Annotated in this window: 16 protein-coding genes; 3 read left to right on the top strand and 13 right to left on the bottom strand. The window is 49.1% G+C overall.

Features of this window, described 5'->3' with window-relative positions:
* From glpG to H027_RS0109150, 7 genes are all read right to left on the bottom strand, one after another.
* Positions 1–828 carry a rhomboid family intramembrane serine protease GlpG gene (glpG, locus tag H027_RS0109180; RefSeq protein WP_024872162.1) on the bottom strand — a complete coding sequence of 276 codons (828 nt, stop codon included), beginning with the start codon at positions 826–828 and terminating at the stop codon, positions 1–3.
* Entirely contained in the window at positions 825–1,145 is a 321-nt protein-coding gene (glpE, locus tag H027_RS0109175; protein ID WP_024872161.1) for a thiosulfate sulfurtransferase GlpE, read from the bottom strand. Before glpE ends, glpG begins: the two co-directional genes overlap by 4 nt.
* Before the next feature lie 69 nt (positions 1,146–1,214).
* The gene (locus tag H027_RS0109170; protein WP_024872160.1) at positions 1,215–1,922 is read right to left on the bottom strand and encodes an ABC transporter ATP-binding protein; all 708 of its coding nucleotides are present in this window, start codon (positions 1,920–1,922) and stop codon (positions 1,215–1,217) included.
* 10 nt (positions 1,923–1,932) lie between these two features.
* Positions 1,933–2,697 (bottom strand): high-affinity branched-chain amino acid ABC transporter ATP-binding protein LivG, encoded by a 765-nt coding sequence (gene livG, locus H027_RS0109165; protein WP_024872159.1) that lies wholly within the window; start codon positions 2,695–2,697, stop codon positions 1,933–1,935.
* Positions 2,694–3,941: a high-affinity branched-chain amino acid ABC transporter permease LivM gene (locus H027_RS0109160; protein WP_024872158.1), complete on the bottom strand. Its 1,248-nt coding sequence runs from the start codon at positions 3,939–3,941 to the stop codon at positions 2,694–2,696. The genes livG and H027_RS0109160 overlap by 4 nt, the downstream gene beginning before the upstream one ends.
* Complete coding sequence (livH, locus tag H027_RS0109155) at positions 3,938–4,858, bottom strand: high-affinity branched-chain amino acid ABC transporter permease LivH (protein ID WP_024872157.1); 921 nt, start codon at positions 4,856–4,858, stop codon at positions 3,938–3,940. Before livH ends, H027_RS0109160 begins: the two co-directional genes overlap by 4 nt.
* 118 nt (positions 4,859–4,976) lie before the next feature.
* Complete coding sequence (locus H027_RS0109150) at positions 4,977–6,092, bottom strand: branched-chain amino acid ABC transporter substrate-binding protein (protein ID WP_024872156.1); 1,116 nt, start codon at positions 6,090–6,092, stop codon at positions 4,977–4,979.
* 429 nt (positions 6,093–6,521) lie between these two features.
* Between H027_RS0109150 and waaA the strand changes: the two genes are divergently transcribed.
* The gene (gene waaA, locus H027_RS0109145) at positions 6,522–7,784 is read left to right on the top strand and encodes a lipid IV(A) 3-deoxy-D-manno-octulosonic acid transferase (RefSeq protein WP_024872155.1); all 1,263 of its coding nucleotides are present in this window, start codon (positions 6,522–6,524) and stop codon (positions 7,782–7,784) included.
* Here the strand turns inward: waaA and H027_RS0109140 are convergent.
* The 3 genes from H027_RS0109140 to H027_RS0109130 form a co-directional block, all read right to left on the bottom strand.
* Positions 7,775–8,494 carry a 3-deoxy-D-manno-octulosonic acid kinase gene (locus tag H027_RS0109140; RefSeq protein WP_038149239.1) on the bottom strand — a complete coding sequence of 240 codons (720 nt, stop codon included), beginning with the start codon at positions 8,492–8,494 and terminating at the stop codon, positions 7,775–7,777. The two genes, waaA and H027_RS0109140, sit on opposite strands and share 10 nt — an antisense overlap.
* 68 nt (positions 8,495–8,562) lie before the next feature.
* Complete coding sequence (locus tag H027_RS0109135) at positions 8,563–9,495, bottom strand: PA2778 family cysteine peptidase (RefSeq protein ID WP_038149237.1); 933 nt, start codon at positions 9,493–9,495, stop codon at positions 8,563–8,565.
* Complete coding sequence (locus H027_RS0109130) at positions 9,496–9,879, bottom strand: PA2779 family protein (protein ID WP_024872152.1); 384 nt, start codon at positions 9,877–9,879, stop codon at positions 9,496–9,498.
* Positions 9,880–10,018: 139 nt separating this feature from the next.
* Here H027_RS0109130 and coaD point away from each other — a divergent pair, with 139 nt between their 5' ends.
* Positions 10,019–10,510, top strand: a complete 492-nt coding sequence (gene coaD / locus H027_RS0109125) for a pantetheine-phosphate adenylyltransferase (protein ID WP_024872151.1) — start codon at positions 10,019–10,021, stop codon at positions 10,508–10,510.
* On the opposite strand, the gene mutM is transcribed toward coaD, so the two are convergent.
* On the bottom strand, positions 10,507–11,328 hold the full coding sequence (gene mutM / locus H027_RS0109120) for a bifunctional DNA-formamidopyrimidine glycosylase/DNA-(apurinic or apyrimidinic site) lyase (RefSeq protein ID WP_024872150.1): 822 nt from the start codon (positions 11,326–11,328) through the stop codon (positions 10,507–10,509). The two genes, coaD and mutM, sit on opposite strands and share 4 nt — an antisense overlap.
* A gap of 152 nt (positions 11,329–11,480) precedes the next feature.
* On the opposite strand from mutM, the gene yccX reads away from it, so the two are divergent.
* Positions 11,481–11,762, top strand: coding sequence for an acylphosphatase (gene yccX / locus H027_RS0109115; RefSeq protein ID WP_024872149.1), 282 nt, complete (start codon positions 11,481–11,483; stop codon positions 11,760–11,762).
* Between the two features lie 2 nt (positions 11,763–11,764).
* Here the strand turns inward: yccX and H027_RS0109110 are convergent, their stop codons facing one another.
* Positions 11,765–14,203, bottom strand: a complete 2,439-nt coding sequence (locus H027_RS0109110) for a bifunctional aspartate kinase/homoserine dehydrogenase II (protein WP_024872148.1) — start codon at positions 14,201–14,203, stop codon at positions 11,765–11,767.
* Positions 14,204–14,260: 57 nt separating this feature from the next.
* Positions 14,261–15,421 carry a cystathionine gamma-synthase gene (gene metB / locus H027_RS0109105; protein WP_024872147.1) on the bottom strand — a complete coding sequence of 387 codons (1,161 nt, stop codon included), beginning with the start codon at positions 15,419–15,421 and terminating at the stop codon, positions 14,261–14,263.
* Positions 15,422–15,450: the final 29 nt, after the last annotated feature.

Below are 15,450 nucleotides of genomic sequence, written 5' to 3'. Positions count from 1 at the left end.
TCACGAACTGCGAGGGGTAGCGCGACGGCTATCCCGCCAGCCTTGAACCAGCCCCACTAACAAGCCGCCTAAATGTGCAAAATTAGCCGTATTCACCGGCAGAATATCCGCAAACCCTAACGTCAACCAACACAGCATAAAGATAAACAAACCATTTGAAACCGTCATTTGCGCTTGTTCTGAGTGTCGTTCCCGCAGCCATAGATAACCTAACAGTGCATAAGTGACACCGGATAATCCGCCGAACGTATTACCGGAGACCATCGCTTGTAAGACATTTGGGATCAATGCGCCGGAAATGAGCACAATGGCAAGTTTGCTGACACCATAACGTTGTTCTGTTCTACCGCCCAGATACCACCACCAGGAAAGGTTAAACAGCAGATGAATGACAGAAAAATGGAGGAATACGGGTGTAAAGAGACGCCAAATCTGACCATTCAGCCATGGCCACTCAAATGATAACCAAGACTCCACCGGTAAACCCATGGAGCGAAGCAGATACTCAATCAATACCAGACCGGTAACTACCAACATTAATGGCTGGGCTTGCAATACGAGTTCAGACATTAGATGAGAATCGGCAGCAGCGCGCCAACTCACCGATTTTTCTTGCTGCCAAGCCGCTTCCCGATAACGGGGATGATACGGCTCGTGAATGAAACGCTGAATTTCCGTCTCCGCCAAGCCAGCCTGATTTTCATCTAACAACCAGAGTGCTACACCCGTTTCCGAGCTGTGTATTTGACAGGAAATTTGTTGCCCCTGCAGATAATCAGCCAGCATTTGCGCAAGCTGAAGATCATTGAGTTCAATCAGCAGTATCATACTGTTGCCGTAAATGGATAGACGTGTCGCCAGCTTTCAAAACCACCATCGATGCTATATACGGATTGATAACCGAGGCTGACCAGATAATTGGCCGCACCCTGACTGCTGTTTCCGTGATAACACATTACCAGCACCGGCGTGTCTTTCGCCACCGACTGTGTGAACTGTGACAAGGTATCATTCGTCAGATGATAAGCACCCGCAACATGTGCGGCATTATATGAACCTGCGTCTCGGATATCGGCCAGGCAGACAGGAGATTGCTTTAGCAGTGCGGCAGCTTGTTGAATAGAAATTCGGGTAAACTGTGTCATCATTATCTCCTCAGAGGCATGCGCACAGTTTACCCGATTGTTACAGAAAAGATCTGTTTTTAAAAAAAATTAACCACCCAGATAAGCGTTTCGCACTGCAGGATTGGCCAGCAAAGCTTCGCCCGTATCTTCCAGCACAATACGTCCGGTCTCCAGCACATAGCCGCGATCCGCCAATTTCAGCGCCTGATTCGCATTCTGCTCGACCAGGAAGATCGTCATCCCACGTTCCTCACGCAATTGCTGTACGATGTCGAAAATCTGCTGAATCACCAGCGGAGCCAGCCCCAGTGATGGTTCATCAAGGAACAACAGGCGTGGTTTGCTCATCAGGGCACGACCTATCGCCAGCATCTGCTGCTCGCCACCGGACATAGTGCCAGCACGCTGATTGATACGCTCCTTCAGTCGCGGAAACAGATTGAAGACCTCATCCATCAGCGCAATCTTTTCTTCTTTATCATTGATAAAGAAGGCGCCCATGCTCAGGTTTTCTTCCACTGTCAAGCGCGAGAAAATTCGGCGCCCTTCCGGCACAATCGCAATATCCCCGCGCATGATGGCTGAGGTGGTATCTTGTGTAATATCCCGGCCTTCAAACAGGATCTGCCCCTGTGAAGGTTTCGGATCACCACAGATCGTCATCAGCAGCGTGGTTTTACCCGCACCGTTAGCACCAATCAGGGAGACAATTTCGCCCTTTTTGATATGTACGCTGACATCGGTCAGCGCCGCAATCTTACCGTAGAAGGTTGAGACGTTTTTCACTTCTAACATCGGTTATCTCCTACGATTCGCCCAGATAGGCCTTGATCACGGCCGGATTATCACGCACTTCTGCTGGCTTGCCATCAGCCAGTGGCGTTCCCTGATTCACCACATAGATGTAATCGGAAATGTCCATGACCAGTTTCATATCGTGTTCGATCAACAAGACGGACACATCAAACTGATCACGCAACTGACGGATAAGATTGTTCAGATCTTCGGTTTCTTTCGGATTCAGGCCCGCGGCAGGTTCATCCAGCATCAGAATTTTGGGCTGGGTACACATGCAGCGCACAATTTCCAGGCGACGTTGCTGACCATAAGCCAAGTTACCGGCAGAGCGGTTCGACAGTTCTGTCAGTCCGATGGTATCCAGCCAAAATTTGGCCCGCTCCAACGCTTCACGTTCCGAACGACGAAATGCCGGGCTCTTCAACAATCCACCGATGAAACTGGTATTCATGTGCCGATGTTGGGCAACCAGCAGATTTTCCAGTACGGTCATCTCTTTAAACAGACGCACATGCTGGAAGGTTCGCACCACCCCTTTCCGGGCAATTTCATGCCCCGGCAACCCTTGTATTTCTTCATCACGGAAACGGATGATGCCGTGGGTAGGTCTGTAAAACCCGGTTAGGCAGTTAAATACCGTTGTCTTACCTGCACCGTTCGGCCCGATGATGGAGACAATTTCTTTTTCTTTCAGTTGCAGTTTGACGCCATTGACTGCCAACAGCCCGCCGAAGCGCATGGACAGATCAGAGACTTCTAATAACTTACTCATTTAGGCAACTCCACATGATGACGAGTCATTGGCACCAGACCCTGTGGACGCCACAACATCATAACTACCATCAACAGACCAAACATCAGCATCCGGTATTCATTAAAGGCCCGCAGCTCCGGCAGTACCGTCATAATGATCGCCGCCAGTACAACACCCGCCAGTGAGCCCATTCCCCCCAGAACCACAATTGCCAGAATGATGGCGGACTCGATGAAGGTAAATGATTCTGGGCTGATAAAGCCCTGACGCGCAGCAAAGAAGCTACCCGCAAACCCGGCAAAAGCCGCACCGATGGCAAATGCAGTCAGTTTGATAACGGTTGGATTCAGCCCCAGAGAACGGCAGGCAATTTCATCATCCCGCAACGCTTCCCAGGCACGACCCAATGGCATCCGCAGCAAGCGTTTAATCACCAGAAGGGTAAACAACACCAGCAGCACTGCCATGACATACAAAAACACAATTTTATAGTTGGCATCATAGTGAATACCAAAGAATTCGTGGAATGCTCGGCCACCAGCTTCCGGACGACGAGAGAACTCCAACCCGAATAATGTCGGTTTTGGAATACCAGTAATGCCATTTGGGCCACCAGTCAGTGTCGTCAGGTTGTTCAGTAGGATGCGGATGATCTCGCCGAATCCCAGCGTCACAATTGCCAGATAGTCTCCGCGCAGACGCAATACAGGGAAACCAAGCAGGAAGCCAAATAAAGCGGACATACCACCGGCAATCGGCAGACATTCCCAGAACGTTAGACCAAAATGCTGGTTCAGAAGTGCATAGGTATAAGCACCAATGGCATAGAAGCCAACATAGCCCAGATCCAACAACCCAGCTAGACCGACCTGAATATTCAGACCTAATCCCAACATGACATAAATCAGAATCAAGGTTCCTAAATCGAGCAGATTCCGTGAAGCAAAACAAGGGATCACCAGCACCGCGGCCAACAGTAACAACTGCAACACACGATATAACCGCGGATTCTCCGTCGTACTGGGTAAAGACAATACGGGAATATTTTCTTTCAGCGCTGAAAAACCACTGGCGATCTGATCTCGAAACAACTGGAACAGGAATACAATGACGACCGCCAGCGCGACCATCGGGCCATTTTCTTTTAAGCGGCTAACCACGGTGATACCCACGCCCTCAGTTTGCAGCTGGTAGCAAAACAACCACAGCGACAAAATCAGCGTCAGCAAACCGGCAACAGAGGCCTGTTTAAGATGCTTCATACTTTTTCCACCTCTGGACGACCTAAAATACCTGTTGGCATCAGTAACAGAATGGCAATCAACAAACCGAATGCCACCACATCTTTATATTCCGAGCTTAAATATGCTGACGTCAGGGCTTCAGTCACCCCCAGAATCAAGCCGCCAATCATCGCACCCGGAATAGAACCGATACCACCGAGAACCGCTGCCGTGAAGGCTTTCAGACCGGCCATGAAACCCAGTGAAGGATTAATGACGCCGTAGTACAAACCAAGCAGAATACCGGCAATAGCAGCCAACGCAGCACCAATGATGAAGGTCAGCGCAATCACATTGTTGGTATCGATACCCAGCAGGTTCGCCATCTTGATATCTTCTGCGCAGGCACGGCAAGCACGCCCCATGCGGGAACGAGAAATAAACTGTGACAGGCCATACATAGAAATGAAGGTCACCACGAAGATGATGATCTGCATGTAAGAAAGACTGGCGGTATTATTAGTACCAAACTGGATGCCCCCTTGTACCAAGGCTGGCATCGCAATATCACGAGAACCCTGCGCAAAACGCACCACGTTTTGCAGGAAAATAGACATCCCGATGGCTGAAATCAGTGGGATGAGACGATTGCTACCACGTAATGGACGATAAGCAACACGTTCAATACTCCAGCCATAGCAACTGGTGATCAGAATCGAGATGATGAAAGCAGCGCCCATTAATAGGAACGAGCTGTCGATTCCCATCATCATCAGTGCCGTAATGACCATAAAGCCAATATAGGAGCCAATCATATACACTTCGCCATGCGCGAAGTTAATCATGCCGATGATGCCATACACCATCGTATAACCAATCGCTATCAGCGCGTAGGTGCTGCCGATAGTCAAACCATTCAGCAACTGCTGAATAAAGTAAAAAATCTGTTCAGACATAGACCGTTGTTCCTGAGCGATCCGCGAAAGACGGGATCAGCGCGGAAAGAAAGTTACCAACCCGATAAATAAAAAGCAGGGCCGTAATGACAGCCCCGCTTTATCATGTTAGCGGATGTTATTGCAGAACGCTGGATGTACCATCCGCGTGCCACTGATAGACACCAAATTTAAAGTTTTTCAGGTCGCCGCTTGCTGACCATTCCAGTGGGCCCATAACGGTATCCACCTTGTTGCCGCGCAAATATTTAGCAATATCAGCAGGCTCATCACCTGCAGCATTGATACCCGCCGCCAAAGCCTGGATTGCTGCATAGGTTGTCCATACGAACGGACCTGAGTAATCTTGTTTTTTCGCTTTGAACGCTTCAACCAGTTTAGCATTAGCCGGGTCTTGGTCGTATTTCTTCAGCATGGTGACATACATGCCTTCAGAGGCTTTCCCTGCAATAGCAGAAATGTCTTTGTTACCCACCCCTTCCGGACCCATGAATTTAGCATGGAAACCTTTTTCGGCTGATTGACGCAGGATCAAACCCAGCTCAGGGTGATAGCCACCATAATAAACAAAATCAACTTTCAGCTCTTTCAACTTAGCGATCAGTGCAGAGAAATCTTTATCGCCTGCCGTGATACCTTCAAAATCGACAACGTTGGCACCATTTTTCTTCAGTGTGTTGTAAACCGAAGTGGCAATACCTTCACCGTACTGTTTCTTATCGTGGATAACAGCAATCGTTTTAGGTTTGATCTGAGAAGTGATGTAGTTTGCAGCAGTTGGACCCTGATCGCTATCCAGACCCGTAGTACGCAGCACCAGCTTGTAACCACGTTCGGTGATCTTTGGCGCAGTTGCCGCCGGCGTAATCATCAGTATGCCTTCATCTTCATAGACATCAGATGATGGCAATGTGCTGTCAGAGCACAGATGACCGATGACATATTTCACGCCGTCGTTCACAACTTTGTTAGCAACTGCAACTGCTTGTTTTGGATCACAAGCATCATCGTATTTGATGGCTTCCAGTTTCTTACCTTTAATACCACCAGCAGCATTGATTTGTTCTACGGCCATCAGACCACCGGTAAATTCCATGTCACCATATTGAGCAACAGGACCAGTCAGCGGGCCAGCGATACCCACTTTGATAGTATCTTCTGCCATAACAGAAACAGAACCAAACAACGCGGTAGATACCGCTACAGCTACGAGCAGTTTTGACGTATTTTTCATTCAGATTCCCTCAATTCTCGGACATCAAGTCCATTTGGGCCTTTTTTTATACAACTACAATTGGTTTAACCGCTTTCTATCACTGCCATATGGCGAAAGACAAGAGCAGGAGTGAAAAATATCCGCGTATCAAACCGTGCACGAACAACACAGATCTCCGATATTTTTTGCAAAAATAGAGCCAATATTAGCATTAATAACCAAAAGCAGATTAATCAGCCTAATATTTAAAAAAACACAAAATATAATTCCGTTATTAAAAACAAGATATCCATCTGCATAGCAGACTATATTTTTAACGATCGCACTGTTTTCTGCTGTTTCGCTTTAAAATAGTGCAACATCGTCATTTGCGCACCACGAATGTCTCTTGCTAGTCGGATCAGATTTTCTGATACTGTGGTCCATTTCCCGTGTCGGCTACTTTTCATGCGTATACTTTACACTTTGATCATTTATCTCTTTTCACCGTTTATTCTCTTTTTGCTCTACCGACCCCGACATGGTAAACCTGGATTTGGCTCCCGCTGGAAAGAACATCTTGGCTGGATACCCGCCCCCCTGAAATCTGCACCGCTGTGGATCCATGCCGTCAGTGTTGGTGAAACGATTGCGGTCACACCATTGATTAAAGCGCTAAAACAGCGCCATCCTGACCTGCCTATCTTATTAACCACCACCACGCGCACTGGCGCTGACCAAGCAGCCCGGCTGGGTTCGCTGGTTGAGCATCGTTATGCCCCGTTAGATTATCCGGGAGCTGTCGCCCGTTTTTTACGCACCGCTAATCCGCGTGCATTGTTGATCATGGAAACCGAACTGTGGCCCAATTTACTTGCGCAATGCGGTCAGAAAAAGATACCGGTGGCGATCCTCAATGCTCGACTCTCAGAGCGTTCATGCCAGCGTTACCAACATATCCGACATTTCTTCCAACACATGAGTCGCGCATTAACCCTGTTGCTGTGCCAGCATCATGACGATGCCGCGCGCTTTAAGCGCTTGGGGGTCGATAAAAATAAGCTGCTCATTACAGGCTCCATCAAATTTGATATCCAGATGGATCAAGCGCAAATCGAAAATGGAGAACAATATCGCCAGCAGCTTGGTAACCGCCCCGTCTGGATCGCGGCCAGCACGCACAAGGGAGAAGATGAAAAAATCCTGCGGGCTCATCAGATCCTTCTGCAACAGATCCCGAATGCCTTGTTAGTGTTAGTGCCTCGGCACCCTGAACGTTTTAATGATGTTGCGTTATTGTGTCAGAATCAGGGATTTTCTTTATGCCGCCGCAGTGAACAACGCAGCGTAGCTGCCGACGAACAGATACTGCTGGGTGATAGCATGGGGGAAATGGCTTACTACTTTCAGATGGCTGACCTCGCCTTTATGGGTGGCAGTTTAGTACCGGTTGGCGGACACAACCTGCTGGAACCCGCCGCACTGGCAAAACCGACACTCATTGGCCCGCACTATTTTAACTTCAGTGATATTACACGTCAGTTAATTGCCAAACAGGCCTGTCAGGTGATCCATAACGACGATGAACTGGCGGCAACCGTACAGGAATTGCTGTTAGCCAAAGAAAAACAACACCAGATGGGAATGGCTGCTTTTGATGTCGTCGCCGCCAATCAGGGTGCACTGGAGAAAAGTCTGAACGCGCTGGAATCCATTCTCTCTCAGCGATAAGCCTGATAGGCCACCAGCAGATTCTGCCAATCATCGCTTTGCCAGTGAAAAAGAGGATGCAACGCCGACTCTTTCTGTAAAGAGCGATACAAGCGGGCCAGATTCTTGGCCTGCCAACGGCCCGGGCGTCGAATATTGCCTTTATCGAAATCAATGACCCATATCTTTCCCGATGTATCTCGTAAGATGTTGTGGGCATTGAGATCAGAATGGTAAACCCCGGCCTGATGAAATTGTGCCAGGACTTGCCCAATCTGCTGCCAAGTATCGCGCGGCAGCGCATCCCGCTTGAGAAGCTGAACCAGATCTTCCGCGCCGGGGATCCGCTCAATCAAAATATCTGCTTTATAAAACAAACCCTGTCGCACAACACGTGCGGCAACAGGGCGCGGGACAGGCAGCTCATCCTCAACCAATTTATGCAGCAAATTAAATTCTGCAAACGATCGGGTAAGATTAAGTCGCGTAAAGCAAAATTGATCCTGAACATAACGGCCAATCAGACCACCACGCCAATAATGCCGTAATACCCAATGCGCCGTCTGATGTTGGATAAACCAGGTAATGCCCCGACCATGTGATTGGCCGGTAATCGCGTGCCGATGCTGCCAATAGTCTACTGAAAAGTAATCCGGCGTAAAATCAGGCGCCAACGACGGATCAAAACAACAGGTCTGCCCGCCATTTTTCAGAATACGAATCGCAGTCATCAACTAATCCCTGTGAAATAAACTTACAATTCTACTCGTCTCCGTACAACTTTGCATAGGTTGTCGGCTTATTGAGCATGTAATGCCTGTAGAACCTGTTGCAAGGTATCTTGAGCTGATGGGCCGCCACCCAATAACACGGCCTTCTGCGCCCAGCCAAATGCCTCTACCGGTTCACGACTATCCAGTAACGTTTGCGCCAGATCGTTCGCCGCCACCGCAGAGTCTGGATGGGCGTTGGTTGCCTGTTGGAACCATTGTCGCGCCAGCACCAGATCATGTTGCTGATATGCCGCAACGCCTAATCCAATCATGGCCGTCAGATTGTCAGGCCACCGCTGTAATGCAGCACGATACGCAGGTATGGCCGTTAACGCCCCGGAGGTCCGGTCTAAATCAACAACAGCCTGTAAATAACGCGTCTCGTCAGCGGAAGTCGGCGGGATCTGCTGTGGAGGAAGTACAATCAATCCCCAACGACCGCTACGCTGCCATAAATTCTCGAATTGGGTAAATGACCAGTGCTGATTGGCTTCTGATCCCGAATGTACGATGATTTCTTGCTGTGATAAGTCATAGCCCGTCACTACCGCATAATGCCAGCGCGGATACCAGTTGAATGCCAAATTCACCAAGACAATAACTGGACGTCCGGCATCCACTTCCCGTAAAAGCGCGGGTAACGAGGGTGAAATTTCGTAAGCCAGATAACCTTGCCGTCGGGTACTGGCCTTGAGTTCCGCCTGTAACGAACCGCCCCGGGCCGGTAACAACATCTCTCGTGCCAGCTCAGAGACGGAAACTGTTTTTTGCTGTTGCGCGTCGATCACCATCGCCAATGCCGATGGCCCACAAAAAGCATCCTCTTGTGCAATAAAGGGAACAACAAGCTGCTTTTCCGAGCTATGGAGTGCCGACTTCGGAAACGAAACATGCGACGCACAAGACGACAAAAGTAAAAAGCCCACCAGCAGGAGGGCTTTGGTCAGTATAGGCTTCACTTATCGAACAGAGCGTGTAAATGGAAATACCTTGGTTAAACCCAGAATATCGGTAACCAATAGGACGATAAAGACAAATAAAATCGCCCCGAGCACATCAGAACCGGCCGCGGGCAGTTGATCAATTTTATGGGATAACTGATTAACTTCGTCATCACTCATCGCCGCCACACGCTGTTTCACTAATGCAATATCGACACCCTGTGCAGCAATTTGTTTTGCGACATCTTCCCTGGCCAGAAATTGCATCACGTGTACGCGTTCTGTCGATTGATGAATTGCGATGGTATCTTGTGCCGACATCATCGAAGCCTTCGCTGGTAACGATAGCGCCAATAAAGACACAACGAGTAATCGAGCAATCACACCCCAAAATGCAGACATAATGTATCCTCTTTGATGTTGTCGCGTATGGACGATAACCGGTTGCCCTGGTTTTGCGAAGCAAATTCGTTGCAGTATCTAAATAACGGTTATCTCTTTTATAATAGCCAATATTTAATGTCATTTGAGTGAAATTTTCATGCCACAGAAAGCCGTATTTCCCGGAACGTTTGATCCTTTGACATGCGGCCACTTGGATTTGATCAACCGCGCAGCCGCTTTATTTGATGAGGTGATTCTGGCCGTCGCCGCGAGTCCGGGAAAACGCCCTTTGTTTTCCCTTGATGAACGCATCCAGTTGGCACAACAAGCTTGCCAGTCATTATCTAATGTCTCTATCACTGGTTTCAGCAACCTGTTGATCGACTTCATGAAGGAACAAAATGCAACCATCCTGTTGCGAGGCATAAGAACAGGCAGTGATTTTGAGTATGAATCACAACTGGCGGCCATGTATCGCCGCATGATGCCTGAAATGGAAATTATCTTTCTGCCGCCTGCGGAACAATATGCTTTTGTCTCTTCAACCTTAGTCAGAGAAATTGCGTTACATGGCGGTGATGCCAGCCAGTTTGTCACAGATAATGTGGCGGAAGCGATCAGGCATAAACAACTCCTGAATCGGGCTTAATTGCCAAACGGCTGACAGATGGGGCAATACACACTGCTGCGTTGCCCTAGTCGCAATTCTTCCAGCGGATGCGCACAAAGCGTACACGGCTGGCCCGCGCGTCCATAGACCAATAGCTCCTGAACAAAATAGCCCGGTTTACCATCCGTTCGCATGAAATCACGTAATGTCGTCCCCCCTTGTTGAATGGCTCTGGCCAAGACGGTTTTGACAGCATCGACCAGTAACTGACACTCCACCTGTGACAGGGAGTTTACAGCGCGTTTGGGGTGGATCCGCGACATAAACAGCGCTTCGTTGGCATAGATATTACCTACACCAACCACGATCTGATTGTTCATTAACCAGGGTTTGATAGCACTCTGCGTTTTGCGTCCGCGTTGCCACAGATAATTCCCCGTGAACAGGTCGGTAAGCGGCTCCGGCCCCATTTTTTCTAATAATGGATGTAATGAGGGATCATCCGATGTCCACAACAGAGCACCAAAACGCCGGGGATCATGTAGACGCAATAGCTTGCCATTAGCCAGTTCGATATCTACATGATCGTGTTTTTCAGCCGGAGTTCCGAGCGGTAAGATGCGTAAACGACCAGACATTCCCAGATGCAGGATCGCAGTTCCTAATGTGGAATGTAGCAGTAAATATTTGGCCCGACGCTCTATTCGCTGAATAGGCTGGCCTTCGAGCAAATGAATTTCAGCGGGAATTGGCCAGCGCAACTGCCGATGGCGGATCACAACTCGTTCAACCACCACCCCTTCCAGCCAAGGTGTAATACCTAACCGGCTCACTTCAACTTCTGGTAATTCTGGCATTTATCGATCCTGAATATGGCAACAAGCCACTGTTTACTGTGATGATGATACGCAGCAAATTGCGATTCAGATCGCCCTTATGCCACATTCCACCTTGCTGCCTGATAGGGTTATGTCTAAGTTAAAGAAAAGCAGAACGAGAGAAGAGCAGCATGTCGCAATTACGCAGCGTCAGAGTACAGGTATATGGCATCGTGCAAGGTGTCGGCTTCCGATACTATACACAACAGGAAGCTAGCCGCCTCGGGCTATGTGGCCGAGCTACCAACCTGTCCGATGGTTCAGTCGAAGTGATCGCGCAAGGTCAGGCAGAAGCCATAGAAAAACTCATACACTGGCTGAAATCAGGTCCGAGAACAGCCAGTGTCGATGAGATAGAGGTTACGGAATTAGCGGCAGGTTCTGTATCAGCAAGCGCCTTCCGGGCCTATTAAGCTTATTTTAGCGTGGCACAAATTTTCCAAAGATCTGCCTGTACGGCGGCGGCTGTCACTTCCCGCCCGGCACCAGGTCCCTGCAGAATCAGTGGATTAGTCCGATAGAAATCGGTTTCGATTGAGAAAATGTTATCGCAAGGACGCAAATTCGCGAACGGATGCTCTGCAGATAACAAATCCAGACCCACACGCGCAGATCCATCCCGATCAAGTCGGGCCACATAACGCAGCACCTTGCCATGCGCCTGTGCTTCGTCAAATGCCGTCTCAATCGTCTGATCCAGTTCACTCAGTCGTTCAAAGAATTCATCCAACGGAATATCAGCCAGTTCAGCAGGAACCAGACTCTGCAATGAAATATGATCTGGCTCCAGATCCAAGCCCGCCTCACGGGCCAGAATCAGCAATTTCCGCCGCACATCATGTCCGGTTAAATCCTCACGCGGATCAGGTTCCGTCAAGCCGTGCTGCCAAGCCTGTTCAACCAACTCGGAAAAGGGAATAGAACCATTATATTGTTGAAACAACCAACTTAACGTGCCGGAAAAAATACCCGAAATACCATGTACCCGATCTCCTGATTCCAGCATCATGCGAATACATGCCTGAACCGGCAGACCCGCACCGACGGTCGCGTTATAACGCCACTGCACTTGATGTTCGGCAAAACTCTGGCGTACCCGGGAATAGAAGACATTTTCTGCCGCACCCGCCAGCTTATTGGCAGTGATTAGATGGGCACCAATTTGTGCAAACTCCGGGTAATAACTGCTGACGGTCTCACTGGCCGTCAAATCAAGTAACACCAGCTCATCAAAGGGATGTTGTTCAAGCTGCACCAGCAATTCGGCCCAGATGACCGGTTGCGGATCAAAATTATCCAGAACTTGCAGGGGGTCTAAACCATCCTCACTCAGAATACCGCCACGCGAATCAAACAAACCAAACAGTGTCAGAGTTAACTGATGGGCCTGTTCAAGATGGTGTTTTTCTTTGGCCAGTAATTTTAACCACTGACTGCCAATGTTTCCTTTCCCCAAGACCACTAGGCCAACCCGTTTTGTCTGCAGGAACATGGCGTGGTGCAACGCAATCAGGAGCGGTTCCAAAGTAATTTCGCGAACAACGGCGACTAAACTCACGCCATCCGGCGAGGTATAAATAAACTCCAGCGGTTGATCGACCAATAACCGATAAAAGCGATGGCATTGTTCCGCGTTGTCGCACACCCCGGCCCCGACAAGACCGATTAAGCTGAATCCATCACGGCGTACAACTTCTTTTAAGTTGCAATTCGTTTGCTGTTTAACCAGAAAATCATACGCGTCTGAAATCATTTCCAATGTGTAAGTCAGACGAATGAGACGACGATCCGCCTGGCATTTACTCACCAGTGGCGATAATTGCTGTTGCGACAATAACTCTTCCAAATGACGGATGGCTTCTGCGTAATCACAGCCGGGTTGGATCCGTAATTCAATCAATGCCACTTGATCCAGTGACGTAACAATGCGAGCCCCTTTAACCTGCGATTTACGCCGCAAAATATGCGATGCACCGCCATCAGGTGCATAGCTGGAACGTAAAACCAATCTTTGCTGACTGCGCAATAACGGCTGTAAGGTCCGGGAATGCAAAACCGGAGCGCCTAATCTGGCTAATTCATTGGCCTCGGTTAATGACAATCGCTCCAGCAACTTCGCATCTTTCACGCAACGCGGATCAGCACTATAAACCCCGGCAACATCACTCCAGATCGTTGTCGAGTCGGCATCTGCCAACGCGCCTAACAGCGTTGCTGAATAATCAGAACCGTTGCGGCCCAAGAGCAGGGTTCGACCTTCAGGGTCCGCGGCAATAAATCCCGTAACCACAACGCGCTGTTCACCAATACCCGCTAATACATCGCGCAATTTCTCACGCGATAAGAGTTCATTAACCCGCGCTAAAGCCCCTTCTTCAGCAGAAAGAAAGCGCCTTGCGTCAAGCCAGGCCGTCTGATTACCACGTTCCGTTAAGAGCGCAGCCAGCAAACGGGCAGACCATACCTCGCCGTTGGCCAAAATGCCGTTACGACCATGTCGGTCATAACCATTTTTCAGAACACGAGCAATCGTCTCAACATCTTCGATCAGTTGTAGCGATAACACCTGACGGGCCGGGCCATCAAGCAACCCTTCAATCAATCCTAATTGATAGCTTCTTAACCCATTTAATGCCGTCACCACCGCTTCATCACCCGCTTCACTGAGTTCCAGCACCTGGAGTAAACGATTGGTCGTTTTTCCAGCCGCAGAGACAACAATCAAAGCCCGAGCATCGGCTTCCTGTTCAATCAAACCTGCAACCCGACGATAACAATTCGGATCAGCCAAACTGCTACCACCGAATTTGTGAACCTGGCGTCCTGGCAAATGGCCTGTTGCGGTGTGGGGCATATCTTTTACCTCTTAACTATCTCTAAGCAGCCCGTGCATACTGCCCGAATTCATTTTTTATTTACTGCTCACGCATGAAAAAGCGTGTTCAAGATCCGCCAACAGGTCATCGATATGTTCAATACCAATCGATAAGCGCAGCAGTTGGTCGGAAATACCGGCTATCTGTCTGGCGGCAGGATCCATCCCGGCGTGAGTCATGCTGGCCGGATGCGCAACGAGACTTTCCACGCCGCCTAGTGACTCTGCCAAACAAAATAGCTCTAATCCACTCAAAAATTGTTTTAATTGTGCGACATCAAAGTCAACCTCAAAGCTCAACATCGCACCAAAACCCTGTTGTTGTTTCTTGGCAATTTCATGACCCGGATGATCCGGCAAGCTAGGATGATAAATCTTGGTAACTTGCGGTTTCTGTTGCAGATAGCTCAATATGGCAGTGGCATTATCCTGATGGGCACGCATCCGAGGCGCCAGTGTACGCAAACCACGCAAGGTCAGGTAGGCATCAAAGGCACCGCCAGTATGACCGAGACAATTGCCCCACCAGGCCAATTTTTCGTGGAGTTCCTGCGTTTTTGAAATGACAGCACCACCAACGACATCAGAATGACCATTGATATATTTGGTCGTAGAATGAACGACAATATCCGCCCCTAATGCCAAAGGCTGCTGTAATAAGGGGGATAAAAACGTGTTATCCACCACAACCAAGGCGCCAACGGCATGAGCCTGCTGACAAATTGCCGCAACATCCACAACACGCAATAAGGGGTTGGATGGGGTTTCCAGCCACACCATCTTGGGCTGTAATGCTAATGCCTGCGCCAATGCCTGAGGATCAGTCTGATCCACAAACAACACCCGATATGAACCTTTAGCAGCCACATGCTGAAATAATCGGTAAGTACCGCCATAACAATCATGCGGAGCTACCAGCAGGTCGTCCGAAGACAACAATGCCGTAACAAGATTAATAGCTCCCATGCCGCTGCCAGTGAATACAGCGCCAGCACCGCCTTCCAATGCCGCTAACGCCCCAGCCAAAGTATTCCTCGTTGGATTGCCAGAACGGCTATAGTCAAACTCTCTTTTCTCACCAAATCCCGCAAAGGTGTAGTTAGTGGAAAGATAAATAGGTGGAACGACAGCACCATACTGGGTATCTGTGGCGATTCCTGATTTGACAGCGTATGTTTCCCGTTGGTAATCCGACATAATCATTCCTTACTGGTCGTACTGCGTAC

It is taken from the genome of Tolumonas lignilytica (assembly GCF_000527035.1).
Taxonomy (GTDB): Bacteria; Pseudomonadota; Gammaproteobacteria; order Enterobacterales; family Aeromonadaceae; genus Tolumonas; species Tolumonas lignilytica.
Note: the sequence above shows the minus strand (reverse complement) of the source record. Positions and strands in the feature narration are given on the sequence as shown.